The sequence below is a fragment of the Streptomyces sp. NPDC012825 genome (assembly GCF_042900925.1).
Classification (GTDB): Bacteria; Actinomycetota; Actinomycetes; order Streptomycetales; family Streptomycetaceae; genus Streptomyces.
Genome location: NZ_JBIBBZ010000001.1, coordinates 1 through 16,546 on the forward strand (window position 1 = coordinate 1; position 16,546 = coordinate 16,546).

A 16,546-nucleotide genomic window follows, 5' to 3' on the forward strand; every position below is an offset into this window, starting at 1 on the left:
CGCCGGCGCGGGCAGCGGCAGGAACGGCACCGTGGGGCTCGCCAAGGGCGCCGTCCCGGCCCTCTACCAGGGCCTCGTGCAGCGGTGGGGGAACCCCTGTCCCGCCATCAACCCGGCCCTGCTCGCCGCACAGCTCTACCAGGAGAGCGGCTGGAACCCGCGGGCCGTCTCGCCGGCCGACGCCCGGGGCATCGCCCAGTTCATCCCCGGCACCTGGGCCGGCCACGGCATCGACGGGGACGGGGACGGGGACCGGGACATCTGGGACCCGAAGGACGCGATCCCGTCGGCCGCCTCGTACGACTGCCAGCTCGCCGAGTACGTGAAGGACGTGCCCGGGGACCCGGCGAGCAACATGCTGGCCGCGTACAACGCGGGCGCGTACCGGGTGATCCGGCACAGCGGGGTGCCGCCCATCAGCGAGACCCGGAACTACGTCCGCATCATCAAGTCCCTGGAGAAGAGCTTCGCCCGGCCCGTCGGCCGCGTCGACCCGTCCCGGCAGGCCGCGGGCGCCATCCACTACGCGCAGCAGAAGCTCGGCACCCCCTACCTCTGGGGCGGCACGGGCACGGCCGCGCAGAACGGCCGGTTCGACTGCTCCGGGCTCACCCAGGCCGCGTACGACAGCGTCGGCGTCCAGCTGCCGCGCGTGGCCAACGACCAGTACAACGCCGGGCCGCACCCCGCGCGCGAGGAGCTGCTCCCCGGCGACCTCGTCTTCTTCTCGGACGACCTGACCGATTCGCGGGCCATCCGGCACGTCGGCGTCTACGTCGGCGGCGGCTACATGATCAACGCGCCGCGGACCGGGGCGGTGATCCGCTTCGACCGGATCGACACCCCGGACTACTTCGGCGCCACCCGGGTCACCCCGGAGGGCGCCGCCGCCCTGCCCACGCATCCGCCGCAGACGTAGGGAGGCGTTCGGGGCGTACGGGACATGGCCGGAACTCTCCGTCATGCACAGGCCCTGAGCTGCGGCGGGCCGTCACTCTTCGATAACGTCGTCATGATCCACCGGAGAGAGCGGAACGTGCGCCTCGGGCGGTTCGTTCCCTGATCCGACCGCTCTGACCACGGGGGTTGGAAACCACAGATCACGAGAGCAAGGGGCCGCAGCAGATGGCTGTACTCGCATCGGACGGTTCGAACCCCGATGTCAGCCTGCTCTACGACATCAACGGACTGGCCAGGTCCGCTCCGCCGTGGTTCGACCGCGTCATGGCGTACGTCGGTGAGTACGGGATCGTCCTCGCGATCGTCCTCACCGTGATCGGGTGCTGGTGGAGCGTCCGCCGGCGCGGCACCCTCGCCGACTCCGTCTCGGCCGTCGCCGGTCTCGCCTGGGCCCCGCTGGCCGCCGGGACCGCCCTCCTGGTCAACATCCCCATCCGGGGCTTCGTCGAGCGCCCCCGCCCCTTCGTGGACCACCGGGGCCTGGAGGTCCTCGTCGGCGGGAAGACCGACTTCTCCTTCGTCAGCGACCACGCCACCCTGGCGATGGCCCTCGGCGTGGGGCTCTTCGTCGCCCACCGGGGCTTCGGCCTCGCCGCCATCGGCCTCGCCCTCGCCGAGGGCTTCGCCCGGGTCTACATGGGCGTCCACTACCCGACCGACGTCATCGGCGGCCTCGCGCTCGGCACGGCGGTGGCGCTGCTCCTCGCCCCGCTCGCGCTCGCCCTGCTGACCCCGGTCGTCTCCGCCGTCGCCCGCTCGGGCCGCGGCGCCCGGCTCGTCCGCTCCCGGCGGGCCGAGGCGGTGCGGCACCCGGAGACGGTCGAGATCCCCGGGTCCCGCGTCGGCGGAGCGACCGCCGGAACCGGCCACAAGGACCGGAAGGACCTGGCGGCCTGAGGTCCCGTCACCCCGGCCGCCGTCACTCCGGTCCGCGTCACCCCGGTTCGTGCCGTTCCGGCCAGTCGTTCCTGTTCGCCGTCTCCGCGTGGTCCGACGCGTCCGCGCGCGCCCGGTCCCTCGATCTGCGGGCCGGGCCCGTCCAGCCGCAGCTGCAGCGCGCCAGCGCGAACGAGCCGCGTTCCGTCGTCGTGGTCGTGTGGGAGGAAGCCTGCGCGTGCACGCCTCCACCGTACTGCGCGTGACGGCTCGTCCGGGCCGTCGTTATCCGGATCGGGTGTCCCCCGTCCCGGGCCGGGGCGAGGGGGGCCCGGCCGGACGGCGACGAGGCGCTGGGGGTTGGCAGGCGATGACGGTGCAGGAGTACGGACGTCCGCACGGCCGGGGGAACGGGGCGTTCGCCGCCACCGTCGTCCTGGTCGGCTCCCTCGTCGGGTCCGCCGCCGTCTCCGGGTGCGCCGTGCCCCGGGACCCGAAGCCCGCGGTCGATCCCGCGCTCGCCGTGCGGGGCGCCGCCGACGCGCTGGCGCGGGCCGGCACCGCCAAGGCCAGCACCGCCCTGGAGATGGCCTCGGGCGGGACCCGGGTCACCATCCGGGGCGAGGGCGGCTACGACTTCCGGCTCCGGACCGGCCACCTCCAGGTGGTGCTGCCCAAGGACCCGGCCGGTACGAGCGGGCACCGGCCGATCACCGAACTCCTCACCCCCGGCGTCCTCTACATGAAGAACCGCGGGGCCGGGGTGCCCGTCGACAAGTGGGTCCGCGTCGACACCACCGCCCTCGACGACGGGAACCTCGTCACGGGCGGCGCCACCGACCCGGCCGCCGCGGCCGAACTGCTGCGGGGCGTCCGGGAGGTCGCGTACGTCGGAGAGGTCGACCTCGCGGGGGAGAGGGTCGGGCACTACCGGGGGGTCGCCGACATCGCGCACGCGGCCCGGGCCGCGTCGCCGCAGCTGCGCGGGGCGCTCGCCGCGGCGGCGAAAGGGTTCTCCGACGACGCGGTGCCGTTCGACGCGTACCTGGACGGGGAGGGGCGGCTGCGGAAGGTCCGCCACCGGTTCAACTTCAGCAACGAGGGCCGCACGGTCGCCGTCGCCTCGACCACGCTCCTGTACGGCTTCGGGGTCCCCGTCCGGGTCGTGCTGCCGGACCGCCGGGACCTCTACGACGGGAAGGTCGAGACCTGACCCGTCCGCACCCCGCCCCGGTCCCGGGCGACGGTGGCACGGGCCATCGGCAAATGGTCCGGACGTGTCATGCGCGGGGCGTGGCTCCGTACCTACGCTGGGAGACCGCTGGGAGACCGACGCCGGCAGGAAGAGGTGGATGCGCGTGGCCCCGCCCGGTACCGCGACCGTGCCCGCAGACCAGGAGCGCGTCGCCCTCGCCGAGATAGAGCTCTGCGGCGAGCTGATCATCGCCGCCTCCGCCGCCGACGGGGAGCGGCTCAGCGCCGACCGGATAGACGAGGTCCTGAGGGTGGCGGCGGAGCGGACCGCACGCGGTCGCTGACCCCGCTCTGCTCCGGTCGGTCCCGCGCCGCCCCCCCCGTGGCTCAGGTCCGCATCATGCGGGCGATGGCCTTCGTGGCCTCCTCGACCTTGGCGTCGACGTCGTCGCCGCCCTTGGTCGCCGCGGCCGCGACGCAGTGCCGCAGGTGCTCCTCCAGGAGCTGGAGCGCGAAGGACTGGAGCGCCTTCGTGGAGGCGGAGACCTGCGTGAGTATGTCGATGCAGTAGACGTCCTCGTCGACCATCCGCTGGAGGCCCCTGATCTGGCCCTCGATCCGGCGGAGGCGCTTGAGGTGCTCGTTCTTCTGCTGGTGGTAGCCGTGCACGGTGTGCTCGTGACCGGCGGTCTCGGTGGTCCCGGCGGTCTCCGCGGTTTCGACGGGCCCGACGGCCTCGGGGGTGACCTGGTCCGCCTCGGTGGTCGTCATCGCGTCCTCCCGTTGTCCAGAAAGGGGGTGTATACCCCTCGTGGGTATATGGTACCGATCCCCGCCGAACCGGGCGGGGGCCCGTGCAGATCACTGTGCCCGATGGGCGACACTGAGAGGACGCCGGTTAGCCGTGGCCGGATGATGCGCCTAGCATCAGCCTGACCCAACCCAGCACCCCGAGGACCCCACGTGCGATTTCGTCTGACCCCCAGGGAGACGAGCTTCTACGACATGTTCGCCGCGTCCGCGGACAACATCGTCACGGGCTCGAAGCTCCTGATGGAACTGCTCGGAGCGGAGCCTTCCGCCCGGGCCGAGATCGCGGAGCGGATGCGGGCAGCGGAACACGCCGGCGACGACGCCACCCACGCGATCTTCCACCAGCTCAACTCCTCCTTCATCACGCCGTTCGACCGCGAGGACATCTACTCCCTGGCCTCGTCCCTCGACGACATCATGGACTTCATGGAGGAGGCCGTCGACCTGGTCGTCCTCTACAACGTCGAAGAACTCCCCAAGGGCGTCGAGCAGCAGATCGAGGTCCTGGCCCGGGCGGCGGAGCTGACCGCCGAGGCCATGCCGAACCTGCGGACGATGTCCAACCTCACCGAGTACTGGATCGAGGTCAACCGGCTCGAGAACCAGGCCGACCAGATCCACCGCAAGCTGCTCGCCCAGCTCTTCAACGGCAAGTACGACGCCATCGAGGTGCTGAAGCTCAAGCAGATCGTGGACGTCCTCGAGGAGGCGGCCGACGCGTTCGAGCACGTGGCCAACACGGTGGAGACCATCGCGGTCAAGGAGTCCTGAGGCTTCGTGGACACCTTCGCCCTGATCGTGACCATCGGCGTCGCGCTCGGCTTCACGTATACGAACGGATTCCACGACTCCGCCAACGCCATCGCCACCTCGGTGTCGACCCGGGCGCTGACGCCCCGGGCGGCCCTGGCGATGGCGGCGGTGATGAACCTCGCGGGCGCCTTCATGGGCCAGGGGGTCGCCAAGACCGTCAGTGAGGGGCTCATCGCGACCCCCACCGGCGACAAGGGGATGGGCATCCTCTTCGCCGCGCTCGTGGGCGCGATCATCTGGAACCTGGTCACCTGGTACTTCGGCCTGCCGTCCTCCTCCTCGCACGCGCTGTTCGGCGGCATGGTGGGCGCGGCGCTCGCCGGCGGCACCGAGGTGATCTGGGGTGGGGTGCTCGACAAGGTCGTCATCCCGATGTTCATCTCGCCGGTGGTCGGCCTCGTGGCCGGTTACCTGGTGATGTGCGCGATCATGTGGATCTTCCGCAAGGCCAACCCGCACAAGGCGAAGCGCGGCTTCCGCATCGCGCAGACGGTGTCGGCGGCCGGCATGGCGCTCGGCCACGGCCTCCAGGACGCCCAGAAGACGATGGGCATCGTGGTGATGGCCCTGGTCATCGCCGACGTGCAGGAGGCGGGCGACGACATCCCGGTGTGGGTGAAGATCGCCTGTGCGGTGATGCTGTCGCTCGGTACGTACGCGGGCGGCTGGCGCATCATGCGGACGCTCGGCCGGAAGATCATCGAGCTGGACCCGCCGCAGGGCTTCGCGGCGGAGACCACGGGCGCGTCGATCATGTTCGGCTCGGCGTTCCTGTTCCACGCGCCGATCTCGACCACGCACGTCATCACCTCCGCGATCATGGGCGTGGGCGCGACGAAGCGCGTCAACGCGGTCCGGTGGGGCGTCGCCAAGAACATCATCCTGGGCTGGTTCATCACGATGCCGGCCGCGGCGCTGGTCGCTGCGCTGAGCTATTACGTGGTGAGGCTCTGCTTCGGCTGACGGCTGACAGGCGCTGCGCCCCGGTACTGCTGGGGGTCCGGGGGTCGTCCCCCGGGGGATGCGGCGTGGTGAAGCTCTGCTTCGGCTGAGTGCTTCCGTACGGAAACGGGCCCGGTTCCCCTGGTGGGGGAGCCGGGCCCTTCGTCATGCGGTGGCACCGCCATGCAGCACCGCAGGACGGTCCTTATCCGAAGCGGCCGGAGATGTAGTCCTCGGTCGCCTGGACGCTCGGGTTGGAGAAGATGCGCTCCGTGTCGTCCAGCTCGATCAGCTTGCCGGGCTGGCCGACGGCCGCCAGGTTGAAGAAGGCGGTGCGGTCGGAGACGCGGGCGGCCTGCTGCATGTTGTGCGTCACGATGACGATCGTGAAGCGCTCCTTCAGCTCGCCGATCAGGTCCTCGATGGCGAGGGTGGAGATCGGGTCGAGGGCCGAGCAGGGCTCGTCCATCAGCAGCACGTCGGGCTCGACCGCGATGGCGCGGGCGATGCACAGGCGCTGCTGCTGGCCGCCGGAGAGGCCGGAGCCCGGCTTGTTGAGGCGGTCCTTGACCTCGTTCCAGAGGTTGGCGCCCTTGAGGGACCTCTCGACGATGTCGTTGAGCTGGGACTTCTTGTAGGTGCCGTTGAGGCGCAGGCCCGCCGCCACGTTGTCGAAGATCGACATGGTGGGGAAGGGGTTCGGGCGCTGGAAGACCATGCCGACCGTGCGGCGCACGGCGACCGGGTCGACGTTCGTGCCGTACAGGTTCTCGTCGTCCAGCATCACCTTGCCCTCGACGCGGCCGCCGGGGGTGACCTCGTGCATGCGGTTCAGGGTGCGCAGGAAGGTGGACTTGCCGCAGCCGGAGGGGCCGATGAAGGCCGTCACGGAGCGGGGCTCGACGGTCATCGAGATGTCGTCGATCGCCTTGTGGGCGCCGTAGTAGGCGGAGAGGCCGCTGACGTCGATTCGCTTGGCCATCTGAATCACTATCCCATCGCCGCGGTCAGCGGCCGGTCTTCGGGGCCTTCCAGCGGGCGATGCCGCGGGCCACCAGGTTGAGGATCATGACGAAGGCGATCAGGACGAGCGCGGCGGCCCAGGCGCGGGCCACGGCGGCGTCGGTGCCGACCGCGTACTGCTCGTACACGTAGAGCGGCAGGGAGGACTGGGCGCCTTCGAAGGGGTTCGGGTTGATGAGCCGGGTGCCGAACACGAGGAGCAGGACGGGGGCCGTCTCTCCGGTGATGCGGGCGACCGCGAGCATGACGCCCGTGGTGATGCCGCCGATCGCGGTGGGCAGGACCACCTTCAGGATCGTGCGCCACTTGGGGATGCCGAGGGCGAGGGAGGCCTCGCGGAGCTCGTTCGGGACGAGCTTGAGCATCTCCTCGGTGGAGCGGACCACGACCGGCATCATCAGGATGGCGAGGGCCATCGCGCCGGCGAAACCGGAGGGGCCGAAGCCCAGGATCTGGTTCCAGGTGGCGAGGATGAAGAGGCCGGCGACGATGGACGGGATGCCCGTCATGACGTCGACGAAGAAGGTGACGGCCTGGGCGAGCTTCCCGCCGCCGTACTCGACGAGGTAGACCGCGGTCAGCAGGCCGATCGGGGCGGCGATCAGGGTCGCGATGCCGACCTGCTCGATGGTGCCGAGCAGCGCGTGGTAGACGCCGCCGCCGGCCTCGGCGTCGAGGACGCCGTTCATCGAGTGGGTCAGGAAGTAGCCGTCGAGGACGGCCGTGCCCTTGCCGATCGTGACCCAGGCGAGGGAGAGCAGCGGGACGACGGCGAGGACGAAGCAGACCCAGACGAGGCTGGTGGCGACGCGGTCCTTGGCCTGGCGGCTGCCCTCGACCTTGCTGGTCAGGGCGTAGGTGACGAGGACGAAGAGGAGGGCGGAGATCAGGCCCCACTGGACCCTGCTGTGCCAGCCGGCGGCGAGGCCGATGCCGACGCCCGCCAGGACGGAGCCGACGGCGACGGCGGCCGGGGTCCAGCGGGGGAGGCGGGCGTGGGAGAGGGACCCGCGGCTCGGGGCGACCGAGAGCGGACGGTCCTGAATGGCGTGGCTCATGCCGCTGCCCCCGAGTACTCCTTGCGGCGGCCGATGATCCAGCGGGCCGCGCCGTTGACGAGCAGGGTGATGGCGAAGAGGACGAGGCCGGACGCGATGAGGGCGTCCCGGCCGTACTCGTTGGCCTCGTTGAACTTGGCGGCGATGTTCTGGGCGAAGGTGCCGCCGCCCGGGTCGAGCAGGTGGCCCGAGATGAGGAAGCTGGGGGAGAGGACCACGGCGACGGCCATGGTCTCGCCGAGCGCGCGGCCGAGGCCCAGCATGGAGGCGGAGATGATGCCGGAGCGGCCGAAGGGCAGCACCGACATGCGGATGACCTCCCAGCGCGTGGCGCCGAGGGCGAGGGCGGCCTCCTCGTGCATCTTCGGGACCTGGAGGAAGACCTCACGGGTCACGTTGGTGATGATCGGGAGGATCATGATCGCCAGGAGGATGCCCACGGTGAAGAGGTTGCGGGCGACGCCGTCCTGCGACTTGTCGAAGACGTACGTCCAGCCGAGGTACTGGTCGAGCCACTCGTTGAGGCCGGCCAGGTAGGGGACGAGGAAGATCGCGCCCCAGAGGCCGTAGATGATGCTGGGCACGGCGGCGAGCAGGTCGACGACGTACGCGAGCGGCTTGGCGAGCCGGCGCGGGGCGTAGTGCGAGATGAAGAGGGCGATGCCGATCGCGACCGGTACGGCGATGACCATCGCGACGACCGAGGAGACGACGGTGCCGAAGGCGAGGACGGCGATGCCGAAGACCGGCGGGTCACCGGCCGGGTTCCACTCGAAGGTGGTGAAGAAGTTCGTGCTGTCCTTCGAGACGGCGAGGACGGTGCGGTAGCTGAGGAAGACCGCGATCGCGGCCATGATGACGAGGAGGGTGATGCCGGAGCCCCGGGAGAGGCCGCTGAAGACGCGGTCTCCGGGGCGGGAGGCGCTCTTGGCGCTCCGGCTCCTCTTGAGCTCTGGTGTGGTGGTGGCCATCTGCTTCTCCGGTCTGCGGGGCCGGTACGGGTCGTACGGCTCCTGGCGGCGGTGCACCGGATGCCGGGGGCGGCTCCTCCACGGGAGGTGGGGGGCCGCCCCCGGCCGGGGGTCAGGACAGGGTGGGGACGATCGTGCGGACCTTGGCGGCGATCTCGGCCGGGAGCGGGGCGTAGCCGGCGTCGGCGAGGACCTTCTGGCCCTCCTCGCTCACGGTGTAGTTGAGGAAGGCCTTCAGGGTCGGCAGGGTCTCCGCCTTGTTGCCCTTGTCGCAGGCGATCTCGTACGTGACGAGGACGATCGGGTAGGCGCCCTCGGCCTTGGTGGCGTAGTCGAGGGAGAGGGCCAGGTCGCTGCCGGTGCCCTTGACCTTGGCGGCGGCGATGGCCTTGGAGGCGTTCTCCGAGGAGGCGGCGACCGGGGCGGCGGCGCCGGTGTTGATGCTGACCGTGGAGATCTTGTTCGCGGTGGCGTACGAGAGCTCGAAGTAGCCGATGGAACCCTCGGCGTCCTTGACCGCGGTGGCGACGCCGGAGGAGCCGTTGGCGGCCTGGCCGCCCTGGGCGGGCCACGACTTCGACTTCGGGTCGTGCTTCCAGTCGGCCGCGGCGGCGGTCGAGAGGTACTTGCCCAGGTTCTGGGTGGTGCCCGACTCGTCGGAGCGGTGGAAGGCCTGGATGGTGGAGTCGGGGAGCTTGGCGCCCGGGTTCAGCTTGGCGATCGCCGGGTCGTTCCACTTGGTGATCTTGTTGTCGAAGATCTTGGCGATGGTGGAGGCGTCCAGGACCAGGTTGTCCACGCCCTCCAGCTTGTAGCCGATGGCGATGGGGCCGCCGACCATGGGCAGGTTGACGCCCTTGCCGCCCTTGCAGATCTTCTGGGACTCGGCGACCTCCTCCTCCTTCAGGGCGGAGTCGGAGCCGGCGAAGGAGACCTGGCCCTGGTTGAACTTGGTGATGCCGCCGCCGGAACCGATGGCCTGGTAGTTGATCTCGACGCCGGAGCAGGCGGCCTGGAAGTTCTTGACCCACAGGTCCATCGCGTTCTTCTGCGCGCTGGAGCCGGCGGCGAGGAGCTGCCCCTTGGCGCCCTCACAGGCGATGTTCGAGGCGGCGGCCGAGGACGTGGTGTCGCCGTCCTTGGCCGGGGTCTCCGTGTTGTTGTCCGAGCCACACGCCGAGAGGACCAGGGCGCCGGAGACGACGAGGGCACCGATCGCGGAGGCGCGAAGCCCGTTCTTGCGCGAAAGCTTCACTTTCGGGTGTTCCTTCCAGAAGCCGCCCTGTCGCGGACCGGGTGTCCCGAGCGTTCTACGGCGGCGTGTGTCGGTTTGGCGGGTGCTTCACTGTGCTCCGAGCACCTCGTAAGGCCGAAATTAGGCAGAACAGGTGAAGCCGCCGACGGGGGAGGGTGAACGGGAAGTGAACCGTGCCGGAAGCCCGGGTGCGGGGCCCTTGGGCGGGCGGCGGCGGGGTGGGGTTGCGGGGCGGGTGACCGCGGTCGGCGTGTTTCCGGCCTTCGGCCGGGACGTTTCCCACCCGCACCGCCCGTGCGGGTGGGAGGGCAGAGGTGCGGGTCCTCCCGTGGTCGGTGCTCGCCGTCGGCGGCGGGACGGTTGCGGGGCGGTGTCGCTTCGGGGGCGGGTCGGCTGCGTGGAGGGGCGCCCTCGGGGGCGGGTCGCCGCGTGAAGAGTCGCCCCGGCGGCGGGACGGCCGTGTGGGGGTCCTTCCAGGGACGGGCCGACCGCGTGGGTGTCGCCCTGGTGGTGAGCCGGTCGTGTGGGTGGTGTCTCGGGGGCGGGCCCGTCGCGTGGAGTGGTGTCTCAGGGGCGGGGCGTCGGCAGTGCCTCGTCCAGGAGGTCGCGGTCCCGTGGTCGGGTGAGGCGGGGGCGGGCGCGGTCCGGGGGGAGCCAGACGAGGGCGTCGATCTCGGGGCCGGGGGTGAAGGCGCCGTCGAGGGCGCGGGCCGACCAGTAGGCGACCTCCTTGGGGCGGCCCGCCACCGTGTAGTGGACCGTGCGCAGGCGGGGGCCGAGCTCGCAGCGCCGGCCCGTCTCCTCCAGGACCTCGCGCCGGGCGCACTCCTCCGCCGTCTCGCCGCGCTTCAGCTTCCCCTTCGGGTGCGACCAGTCGTCGTACTTCGGCCGGTGGACGAGCGCGATCTCGATGCCCCGGCCCGAGGGCGACGGGCGCCACAGGACGCAGCCCGCCGCCAGGATCGGGTCCCGGCCGGTCATGAGACCGGGGCCGTCGTGCGGCGCCAGGCGCGCTGGAAGGCGAAGCGGGCGGCCTCGACCTCGTGGCGCTGGTCGGCGTGGAGGACGCCGAGGGCGTAGGCCGTCGCCGGGGCGATCCGCGGGGTGCGGGCGGCGGCCGCCGCGGCCGCCGCGGCCTCGGCGGCGTCGCGGTGCCGGTCCAGGGCGCGGGCCCCCTCGTACAGGACGGGGTCCGGTTCGCCCCCGGCGCGCAGGGCCTCGGTGGCGTACCGGTGCAGGCGCAGCAGCAGCCGGGTCTGGTGCCAGGGCGCGTCCTGGTTCTCGCCGGCGGCCAGCGCGAGGGCCTCGGCGTTGTACGGGTGGGCCGCCCGGGTCAGCGGGAGGGCGGCGACCGCGTCCAGGAAGCGCCTTTCGGCCACCTCGGCGGAGGCGTCCAGGACCTCGGCGGCCGGGGCGGAGGCGACGGGTCCGAGCGGGACCTCGGAGGCCAGGAGGGCGACGGCGTCCGCGACCGCGTGGAAGCGGGCGGAGCCGAGCGCCTGGAGGGCCGCCGAGTGGGCGCGCGTACGGGCCAGGGTCAGCTGGCGCTCCAGGAGGGCGCCGGCCCGGGCCGCGCCGACCGAGAGCCCGGCGGACTCGCTGCCCCGGGCGGCGGGGACGGGCCCGCCGCCGTTCGACAGGCGGGACAGCGCGTCCACCAGGCGGACGAGCCGCGAGGTGCACGCCTGTTCCACGGCCAGGGTGCCCGAGAGCCAGGCCAGCTCGGTGCGCAGCTCGTCGGCCCAGGCGGCGTCGAGCAGCGGCCGGAAGGTGTGGAGGGTGGCGCCGATCCGCCGGGCGGCGGCCCGCAGCGTACGGGCCGCCTCCTCCGCCCCGGCGGTGTCGGAGCCGCTCTCGCCGTGCAGGCGCAGGCCGCGGAGGAAGTCCGCGGCCCGGGCGTGGAGGTACGGGGCCAGGACCTCGCCCGCCGTGACGTCCTGCGACTGGTCAGGGTTGTGCACGCCTGCGCCTCCGCGCGTCGATGAGCATCTCCTGGACGTGCCGCAGGGGCCGTCCCTCGGGGTCGGTCGCGTGCCGCGTCCAGTTCCCGTCCGGGCCGAGGTGCCAGGAGGAGGTGGTGTCGGACATCCCGGTCTCCAGGAACCGGATGAGAGCCGCCCGGTGCCCCGGGTCGGAGACCCGTACGAGGGCCTCGATCCGGCGGTCCAGGTTGCGGTGCATCATGTCGGCGCTGCCGAACCACACCTCGGGCTCGCCGCCGTTGCAGAAGGCGAAGACCCGGGAGTGCTCCAGGAAGCGGCCGAGGACCGAGCGGACCCGGATGTTCTCGGAGAGTCCGGCGACCCCGGGCCGTACGGCGCAGATGCCGCGGACCCAGATGTCGACCGGGACGCCCGCCCGCGAGGCCTGGTAGCAGGCGTCGATGACGGCCTCGTCGACCATCGAGTTGACCTTGATCCGCACGTACGCGGGCCGGCCGGCGCGGTGGTGGGCGATCTCCTTGGTGATCCGCGAGACCAGGCCGTCCCGCAGCGACTTCGGGGCGGTGAGCAGGCGCCGGTAGGTCTCGCGCCGCGAGTAGCCGGAGAGCCGGTTGAACAGGTCGGAGAGGTCCGCGCCGACCTGCGGGTCGGCGGTGAGCAGGCCGAGGTCCTCGTAGAGCCGGGCCGTCTTGGGGTGGTAGTTGCCGGTGCCGACGTGCGAGTACCGGCGCAGGAGGTCGCCCTCCTGCCGCACCACCAGGGACAGCTTGCAGTGGGTCTTGAGGCCGACGAGGCCGTAGACGACGTGGCAGCCGGCCTCCTCCAGCTTGCGCGCCCACTTGATGTTGGCCTGCTCGTCGAAGCGGGCCTTGATCTCGACGAGGACGAGGACCTGCTTGCCGGACTCGGCGGCGTCGATGAGGGCGTCCACTATCGGGGAGTCGCCGGAGGTCCGGTACAGCGTCTGCTTGATCGCGAGGACGTCCGGGTCGGCCGCGGCCTGCTCCAGGAAGGCCTGGACGGAGGTGGAGAACGAGTCGTACGGGTGGTGCAGGAGCACGTCCCGCTCGCGCAGCGCGGCGAAGACGTCCGGCGCGGACGCGGACTCGACCTCGGCGAGGTCCCGGTGGGTGCCGGCGACGAACGTCGGGTACTTCAGCTCGGGCCGGTCCTGCCCGGCGATCCCGAAGAGGCCGGTGAGGTCGAGCGGGCCGGGCAGCGGGTAGACCTCGGCGTCGGAGACCTTCAGCTCGCGCACGAGCAGGTCGAGGACGTACGGGTCGATCGACTCCTCGACCTCCAGGCGGACCGGCGGGCCGAAGCGGCGCCGCATGAGCTCCTTCTCCAGGGCCTGGAGCAGGTTCTCGGCGTCGTCCTCCTCGACCTCCAGGTCCTCGTTCCTGGTGACCCGGAACATGTGGTGCGCGAGCACCTCCATGCCGGGGAACAGCTCCTCCAGGTGCGCGGCGATGACGTCCTCCAGGGGGACGTACCGCTGCGGGGAGGCCTCCAGGAAGCGGGAGAGCAGCGGGGGCACCTTCACGCGCGCGAAGTGGCGGTGGCCGCTGACCGGATTGCGCACGACCACGGCGAGGTTGAGCGAGAGGCCCGAGATGTACGGGAAGGGGTGGGCCGGGTCGACGGCGAGCGGGGTGAGGACGGGGAAGATCCGCTGGCGGAAGAGGGTGAAGAGCCGGGCCTGCTCCTTCTCCGTGAGTTCGGGCCAGCGGATGAGGTGGATGCCCTCGTCGGCCAGGGCCGGGGCCACGTCCTGCTGGTAGCAGGCGGCGTGCCGGGCCATGAGCTCGCGCGAGCGGGTCCAGATCAGGTCGAGGACCTCGCGGGGCTGGAGGCCGGAGGCGGAGCGGGTGGCGACGCCGGTGGCGATGCGGCGCTTGAGGCCGGCGACCCGGACCATGAAGAACTCGTCGAGGTTCGAGGCGAAGATCGCGAGGAAGTTCGCCCGTTCGAGGAGGGGGGTCGTGGGGTCCTCGGCGAGTTCGAGGACGCGCTCGTTGAACGCGAGCCAGCTGCGCTCCCGGTCGAGGAACCGCCCCTGCGGCAGTTCGTCGCCGATCGCGCCGTCGCTCTCGTACGCGTCGGGATCGCTGTCCAGACCGGAGTCGAGGTCGGTGACCGCCTGGGGGCGGTGCGCGGCTGTGGATCCGAGGGAGGCGGAGGACGCGGAGGCGGCGGAGGGCTGGACCGGGACCTCGGCGGGCTGCTGGCTCATGACCCCATTCTTCCGCGCGAGGGGCTGCTCGGGCGCGTCGGAGCGGGCCGCGGGGGAGGGAAGCCTCCCTTTGGGAAGGCCGGACACGGAGCGCTTCATTGCGTGAGCGTCGCAAGCGCTTCTGAATGGCCGGTAACGACGACATGACGTACGGGAATCGGGGGCGGGGCCGTGCGCGGGCCCCGCCCCCGGTTTTTCTTGCGGGGGGTTACGGGTGGCGGGCGCGCAGGACGCGGAAGGCGGCGTAGGCCGCTAGGGCGGCGAGGGCGAGGAGGATGCCGGTCTCGATGAGTTGGGTGGGCCAGAAGTGGGAGGCGGGGTGGTAGTCGGCGTACTGGGCGGTGACGTCCTCGCCGGGACGGCAGTGCTCCGCCGGGGCGTCGGGGGAGCAGAACCAGCCGGGCAGCCGTTTTCCGGAGACGCCGATCAGCCCCTGTTCGACGAGCAGGCTGTCTCCGGAGACGCTGAGGACGGAGGCGTCCGCCACGGCCGGGCCGGTGATCGTCCGTACGGACAGGAAGTCCCACCGGAGGGAACCGAGGACGAGCATGACCACGCCGACGAGTCCTCCGGTCACGGCCATGGCCGGGAGCGTGCGCCGGACCGACTGGCCGACGAGGGCGCCGACGGCGACGGCGAGGAGGACGTACGAGACGAGGACGGTACCGGTGGTCTCGTACGGTCCGCGGTCCGCCCAGTGGAACTGCCAGGTGCCGGACACCCGGCCCCAGCCGATCAGATAGACCGCGGTGAGGACCAGGGTCGTCCCGACGGTGACGGCGGTCGTGGTGAGGAGTTTGGCGCGGAGCCAGGCCGCCGGGCTCACCGACTGGGTGAGCGAGAGCCTGTACGTCCCCGACTCGAACTCTCGGGCGATCAGCGGGCCCGCGACGAAGACGCCGACGAGGAAGGGGAAGGCGACCATGCCGACGGACAGATGCTCCATGGCCCCGCGCAGCAGGTCGTACCCGCTGCCGTAGATGCCCAGGAACCTGAAGTCGCCCTCCTCGTACCTGTCGGGCGTCCGCGCGTCCCAGATCCGCAACCCCCCGATCACCGCCAGGGCCAGGAACACGAGGCCGCCCATGAGCCACAGGGTCCGCCGATACTGGCGGACCGTCACCCAGTAGGAGCCCTTCAGGGCGAGCGTGCTCATGCTGCGGCTCCCTCGGGGGTGCGGAGGTGGGCGAGGAGGAGTTCTTCCAGGGAGGGTTCGGAGGTCTCCCAGGGGCCTTCGACCGGGCCCTCGCGGCGGATCAGGGCGGTGAGCTGGCGGCCGGTGGTGCGGGAGTCGATCACCGTGTGCGGGGCGAGGTCGGCGATCGGGCCGGTGAGCAGGGTGTGGGCGGAGAGGAGGTCCTCGACGGGGCCGTCGAGGCGGATCCGGCCGCCGTGGAGCAGGAGGAGGTGGTCGCAGGAGCCCTCCAGCTCGGTGAGGATGTGGGACGACATGACGACGGTGGTGCCGTGTTCGGCGGCCTCGGCCATGAGCAGGCCCATCAGCTGGTGGCGGGCGAGCGGGTCGAGGTCGGCCATCGGCTCGTCCAGGAGAAGCAGTTCGGGCCGCTTGCCGAGGGCGAGCGCGAGGGCGACGCGGGTGCGCTGGCCGCCGGAGAGGTGGTGCACGAGGGTGCCGGAGGAGAAGCCACCGCCTTCGACGACCCGTTCGGCGAGGGCGTGGTCCCAGCGCCCGGGGTTGAGTTCGCGGCCCATGCGCAGGGTGTCGCCGACGCTGAGCCGGGGGTGGAGCGGCTTGTCCTGGGCGACGTAGGCGAGGAGTGCGCGACCGGGGGTCTCGACGGTGCCCTCGGTGGGGCGCAGGAGGCCGGCGGCGAGGGCGAGGAGGGTGGACTTGCCGGCGCCGTTGGGACCGACGAGGGCACAGATCCGACCCCGGGAGAGGTCGAAGTCGCACTCCCGCAGGGCCCAGCCGCCCCTTCTTCCGCCGTACTTCTTGCCCAGCAGGTCCGCCCTCAGGGCGGTGTCCTCGGTCATCGGTCGTCGTCCCCCTCGAAGTGTTCTTCCAGCACGGCGGTGAAGAGCGCGGCCACGTCCTCCCGTTCGAGCCCCGCCGCCCGCGCCCGGCGTGCCCAGTCGGTGAGTTCGCCGCGGAGGGGCGAGTCGGCCGGGTGGGTGCCGAGGGTGGCGCGGACGAAGGTGCCGAGGCCGCGGCGGGCCTCGACGAGGCCTTCGCGTTCGAGCTCGCGGTAGGCCTTGAGGACCGTGTTGGGGTTGATGGCCGTCGCCTCGACGACCTCGCGTGCGGTGGGCAGCCGGTCGCCCGGTTCCAGGAGGCCCATGCGGAGGGCCTGTTTCGTCTGCTGGACGATCTGGAGGTAGGTGGCGACGCCACTGCGCCGGTCGATGCGGTACTCGACCACGATCCCTTCCACCACCCTTTTACTAATCAAGTAGTGAAAGGGTGGTGGAGAGAAGGGGGCGGTGTCAACCGCCCCCCGGAAAGA

18 protein-coding genes are annotated in these 16,546 nt (G+C 71.7%); 6 read left to right on the top strand and 12 right to left on the bottom strand.

Features of this window, described 5'->3' with window-relative positions:
• Both ACFY7E_RS00005 and ACFY7E_RS00010 read left to right on the top strand, forming a co-directional pair.
• The coding region (locus ACFY7E_RS00005) for an NlpC/P60 family protein (protein WP_389478961.1) at window positions 1-919 on the top strand (919 nt) is incomplete at its 5' end.
• Window positions 920-1,125: 206 nt separating this feature from the next.
• Window positions 1,126-1,857 carry a phosphatase PAP2 family protein gene (locus ACFY7E_RS00010; protein ID WP_389478963.1) on the top strand — a complete coding sequence of 244 codons (732 nt, stop codon included), beginning with the start codon at window positions 1,126-1,128 and terminating at the stop codon, window positions 1,855-1,857.
• Between the two features lie 37 nt (window positions 1,858-1,894).
• Here ACFY7E_RS00010 and ACFY7E_RS00015 read toward each other — a convergent pair whose 3' ends face one another.
• Window positions 1,895-2,080 (bottom strand): hypothetical protein, encoded by a 186-nt coding sequence (locus ACFY7E_RS00015; protein WP_389478966.1) that lies wholly within the window; start codon window positions 2,078-2,080, stop codon window positions 1,895-1,897.
• Window positions 2,081-2,206: 126 nt separating this feature from the next.
• Here ACFY7E_RS00015 and ACFY7E_RS00020 point away from each other — a divergent pair, with 126 nt between their 5' ends.
• Together ACFY7E_RS00020 and ACFY7E_RS00025 are read left to right on the top strand one after the other, a co-directional pair.
• Window positions 2,207-3,049: a hypothetical protein gene (locus ACFY7E_RS00020; protein ID WP_389478968.1), complete on the top strand. Its 843-nt coding sequence runs from the start codon at window positions 2,207-2,209 to the stop codon at window positions 3,047-3,049.
• Window positions 3,050-3,188: 139 nt separating this feature from the next.
• Complete coding sequence (locus ACFY7E_RS00025; RefSeq protein WP_125667292.1) at window positions 3,189-3,374, top strand: hypothetical protein; 186 nt, start codon at window positions 3,189-3,191, stop codon at window positions 3,372-3,374.
• A gap of 43 nt (window positions 3,375-3,417) precedes the next feature.
• On the opposite strand, the gene ACFY7E_RS00030 is transcribed toward ACFY7E_RS00025, so the two are convergent.
• Window positions 3,418-3,801 (bottom strand): metal-sensitive transcriptional regulator, encoded by a 384-nt coding sequence (locus ACFY7E_RS00030; protein ID WP_389478970.1) that lies wholly within the window; start codon window positions 3,799-3,801, stop codon window positions 3,418-3,420.
• Between the two features lie 192 nt (window positions 3,802-3,993).
• Between ACFY7E_RS00030 and ACFY7E_RS00035 the strand changes: the two genes are divergently transcribed.
• Together ACFY7E_RS00035 and ACFY7E_RS00040 are read left to right on the top strand one after the other, a co-directional pair.
• Window positions 3,994-4,614 (top strand): DUF47 family protein, encoded by a 621-nt coding sequence (locus tag ACFY7E_RS00035; protein ID WP_365548667.1) that lies wholly within the window; start codon window positions 3,994-3,996, stop codon window positions 4,612-4,614.
• Window positions 4,615-4,620: 6 nt separating this feature from the next.
• Complete coding sequence (locus ACFY7E_RS00040; RefSeq protein WP_389478974.1) at window positions 4,621-5,619, top strand: anion permease; 999 nt, start codon at window positions 4,621-4,623, stop codon at window positions 5,617-5,619.
• Between the two features lie 184 nt (window positions 5,620-5,803).
• On the opposite strand, the gene pstB is transcribed toward ACFY7E_RS00040, so the two are convergent.
• The 10 genes from pstB to ACFY7E_RS00090 all read right to left on the bottom strand — a co-directional run bounded on the left by pstB (window position 5,804) and on the right by ACFY7E_RS00090 (window position 16,462).
• The gene (pstB, locus tag ACFY7E_RS00045) at window positions 5,804-6,580 is read right to left on the bottom strand and encodes a phosphate ABC transporter ATP-binding protein PstB (RefSeq protein WP_383444489.1); all 777 of its coding nucleotides are present in this window, start codon (window positions 6,578-6,580) and stop codon (window positions 5,804-5,806) included.
• Window positions 6,581-6,605: 25 nt separating this feature from the next.
• On the bottom strand, window positions 6,606-7,679 hold the full coding sequence (pstA, locus tag ACFY7E_RS00050) for a phosphate ABC transporter permease PstA (protein ID WP_389478976.1): 1,074 nt from the start codon (window positions 7,677-7,679) through the stop codon (window positions 6,606-6,608).
• Window positions 7,676-8,650: a phosphate ABC transporter permease subunit PstC gene (gene pstC / locus ACFY7E_RS00055; protein WP_383444518.1), complete on the bottom strand. Its 975-nt coding sequence runs from the start codon at window positions 8,648-8,650 to the stop codon at window positions 7,676-7,678. Before pstC ends, pstA begins: the two co-directional genes overlap by 4 nt.
• 112 nt (window positions 8,651-8,762) lie before the next feature.
• Window positions 8,763-9,905 (bottom strand): phosphate ABC transporter substrate-binding protein PstS, encoded by a 1,143-nt coding sequence (pstS, locus tag ACFY7E_RS00060; protein WP_389478979.1) that lies wholly within the window; start codon window positions 9,903-9,905, stop codon window positions 8,763-8,765.
• Between the two features lie 567 nt (window positions 9,906-10,472).
• Window positions 10,473-10,886, bottom strand: a complete 414-nt coding sequence (locus ACFY7E_RS00065; protein ID WP_389478981.1) for an NUDIX hydrolase — start codon at window positions 10,884-10,886, stop codon at window positions 10,473-10,475.
• Window positions 10,883-11,866, bottom strand: coding sequence for a CHAD domain-containing protein (locus ACFY7E_RS00070; protein ID WP_389478983.1), 984 nt, complete (start codon window positions 11,864-11,866; stop codon window positions 10,883-10,885). Before ACFY7E_RS00070 ends, ACFY7E_RS00065 begins: the two co-directional genes overlap by 4 nt.
• Window positions 11,853-14,081, bottom strand: a complete 2,229-nt coding sequence (locus ACFY7E_RS00075; protein WP_389478985.1) for an RNA degradosome polyphosphate kinase — start codon at window positions 14,079-14,081, stop codon at window positions 11,853-11,855. Before ACFY7E_RS00075 ends, ACFY7E_RS00070 begins: the two co-directional genes overlap by 14 nt.
• A 208-nt stretch (window positions 14,082-14,289) precedes the next feature.
• Window positions 14,290-15,237, bottom strand: a complete 948-nt coding sequence (locus tag ACFY7E_RS00080) for an ABC transporter permease (protein WP_389478987.1) — start codon at window positions 15,235-15,237, stop codon at window positions 14,290-14,292.
• Window positions 15,234-16,076 (bottom strand): ATP-binding cassette domain-containing protein, encoded by an 843-nt coding sequence (locus tag ACFY7E_RS00085; protein ID WP_389478989.1) that lies wholly within the window; start codon window positions 16,074-16,076, stop codon window positions 15,234-15,236. Before ACFY7E_RS00085 ends, ACFY7E_RS00080 begins: the two co-directional genes overlap by 4 nt.
• The gene (locus tag ACFY7E_RS00090; RefSeq protein ID WP_389480977.1) at window positions 16,073-16,462 is read right to left on the bottom strand and encodes a GntR family transcriptional regulator; all 390 of its coding nucleotides are present in this window, start codon (window positions 16,460-16,462) and stop codon (window positions 16,073-16,075) included. The genes ACFY7E_RS00085 and ACFY7E_RS00090 overlap by 4 nt, the downstream gene beginning before the upstream one ends.
• Window positions 16,463-16,546 lie beyond the last annotated feature (84 nt).

What these genes read in the sequence shown, in the direction of transcription:
- ACFY7E_RS00010 (WP_389478963.1), top strand. Translation starts at nt 1,126, where the DNA reads ATGGCTGTACTCGCATCGGACGGTTCGAACCCCGATGTCAGCCTGCTC.
- ACFY7E_RS00020 (WP_389478968.1), top strand. Translation starts at nt 2,207, where the DNA reads ATGACGGTGCAGGAGTACGGACGTCCGCACGGCCGGGGGAACGGGGCG.
- ACFY7E_RS00025 (WP_125667292.1), top strand. Translation starts at nt 3,189, where the DNA reads ATGCGCGTGGCCCCGCCCGGTACCGCGACCGTGCCCGCAGACCAGGAG.
- ACFY7E_RS00030 (WP_389478970.1), bottom strand. Translation starts at nt 3,801, where the DNA reads ATGACGACCACCGAGGCGGACCAGGTCACCCCCGAGGCCGTCGGGCCC.
- pstB (WP_383444489.1), bottom strand. Translation starts at nt 6,580, where the DNA reads ATGGCCAAGCGAATCGACGTCAGCGGCCTCTCCGCCTACTACGGCGCC.
- pstA (WP_389478976.1), bottom strand. Translation starts at nt 7,679, where the DNA reads ATGAGCCACGCCATTCAGGACCGTCCGCTCTCGGTCGCCCCGAGCCGC.
- pstC (WP_383444518.1), bottom strand. Translation starts at nt 8,650, where the DNA reads ATGGCCACCACCACACCAGAGCTCAAGAGGAGCCGGAGCGCCAAGAGC.
- ACFY7E_RS00065 (WP_389478981.1), bottom strand. Translation starts at nt 10,886, where the DNA reads ATGACCGGCCGGGACCCGATCCTGGCGGCGGGCTGCGTCCTGTGGCGC.
- ACFY7E_RS00075 (WP_389478985.1), bottom strand. Translation starts at nt 14,081, where the DNA reads ATGAGCCAGCAGCCCGCCGAGGTCCCGGTCCAGCCCTCCGCCGCCTCC.
- ACFY7E_RS00080 (WP_389478987.1), bottom strand. Translation starts at nt 15,237, where the DNA reads ATGAGCACGCTCGCCCTGAAGGGCTCCTACTGGGTGACGGTCCGCCAG.
- ACFY7E_RS00085 (WP_389478989.1), bottom strand. Translation starts at nt 16,076, where the DNA reads ATGACCGAGGACACCGCCCTGAGGGCGGACCTGCTGGGCAAGAAGTAC.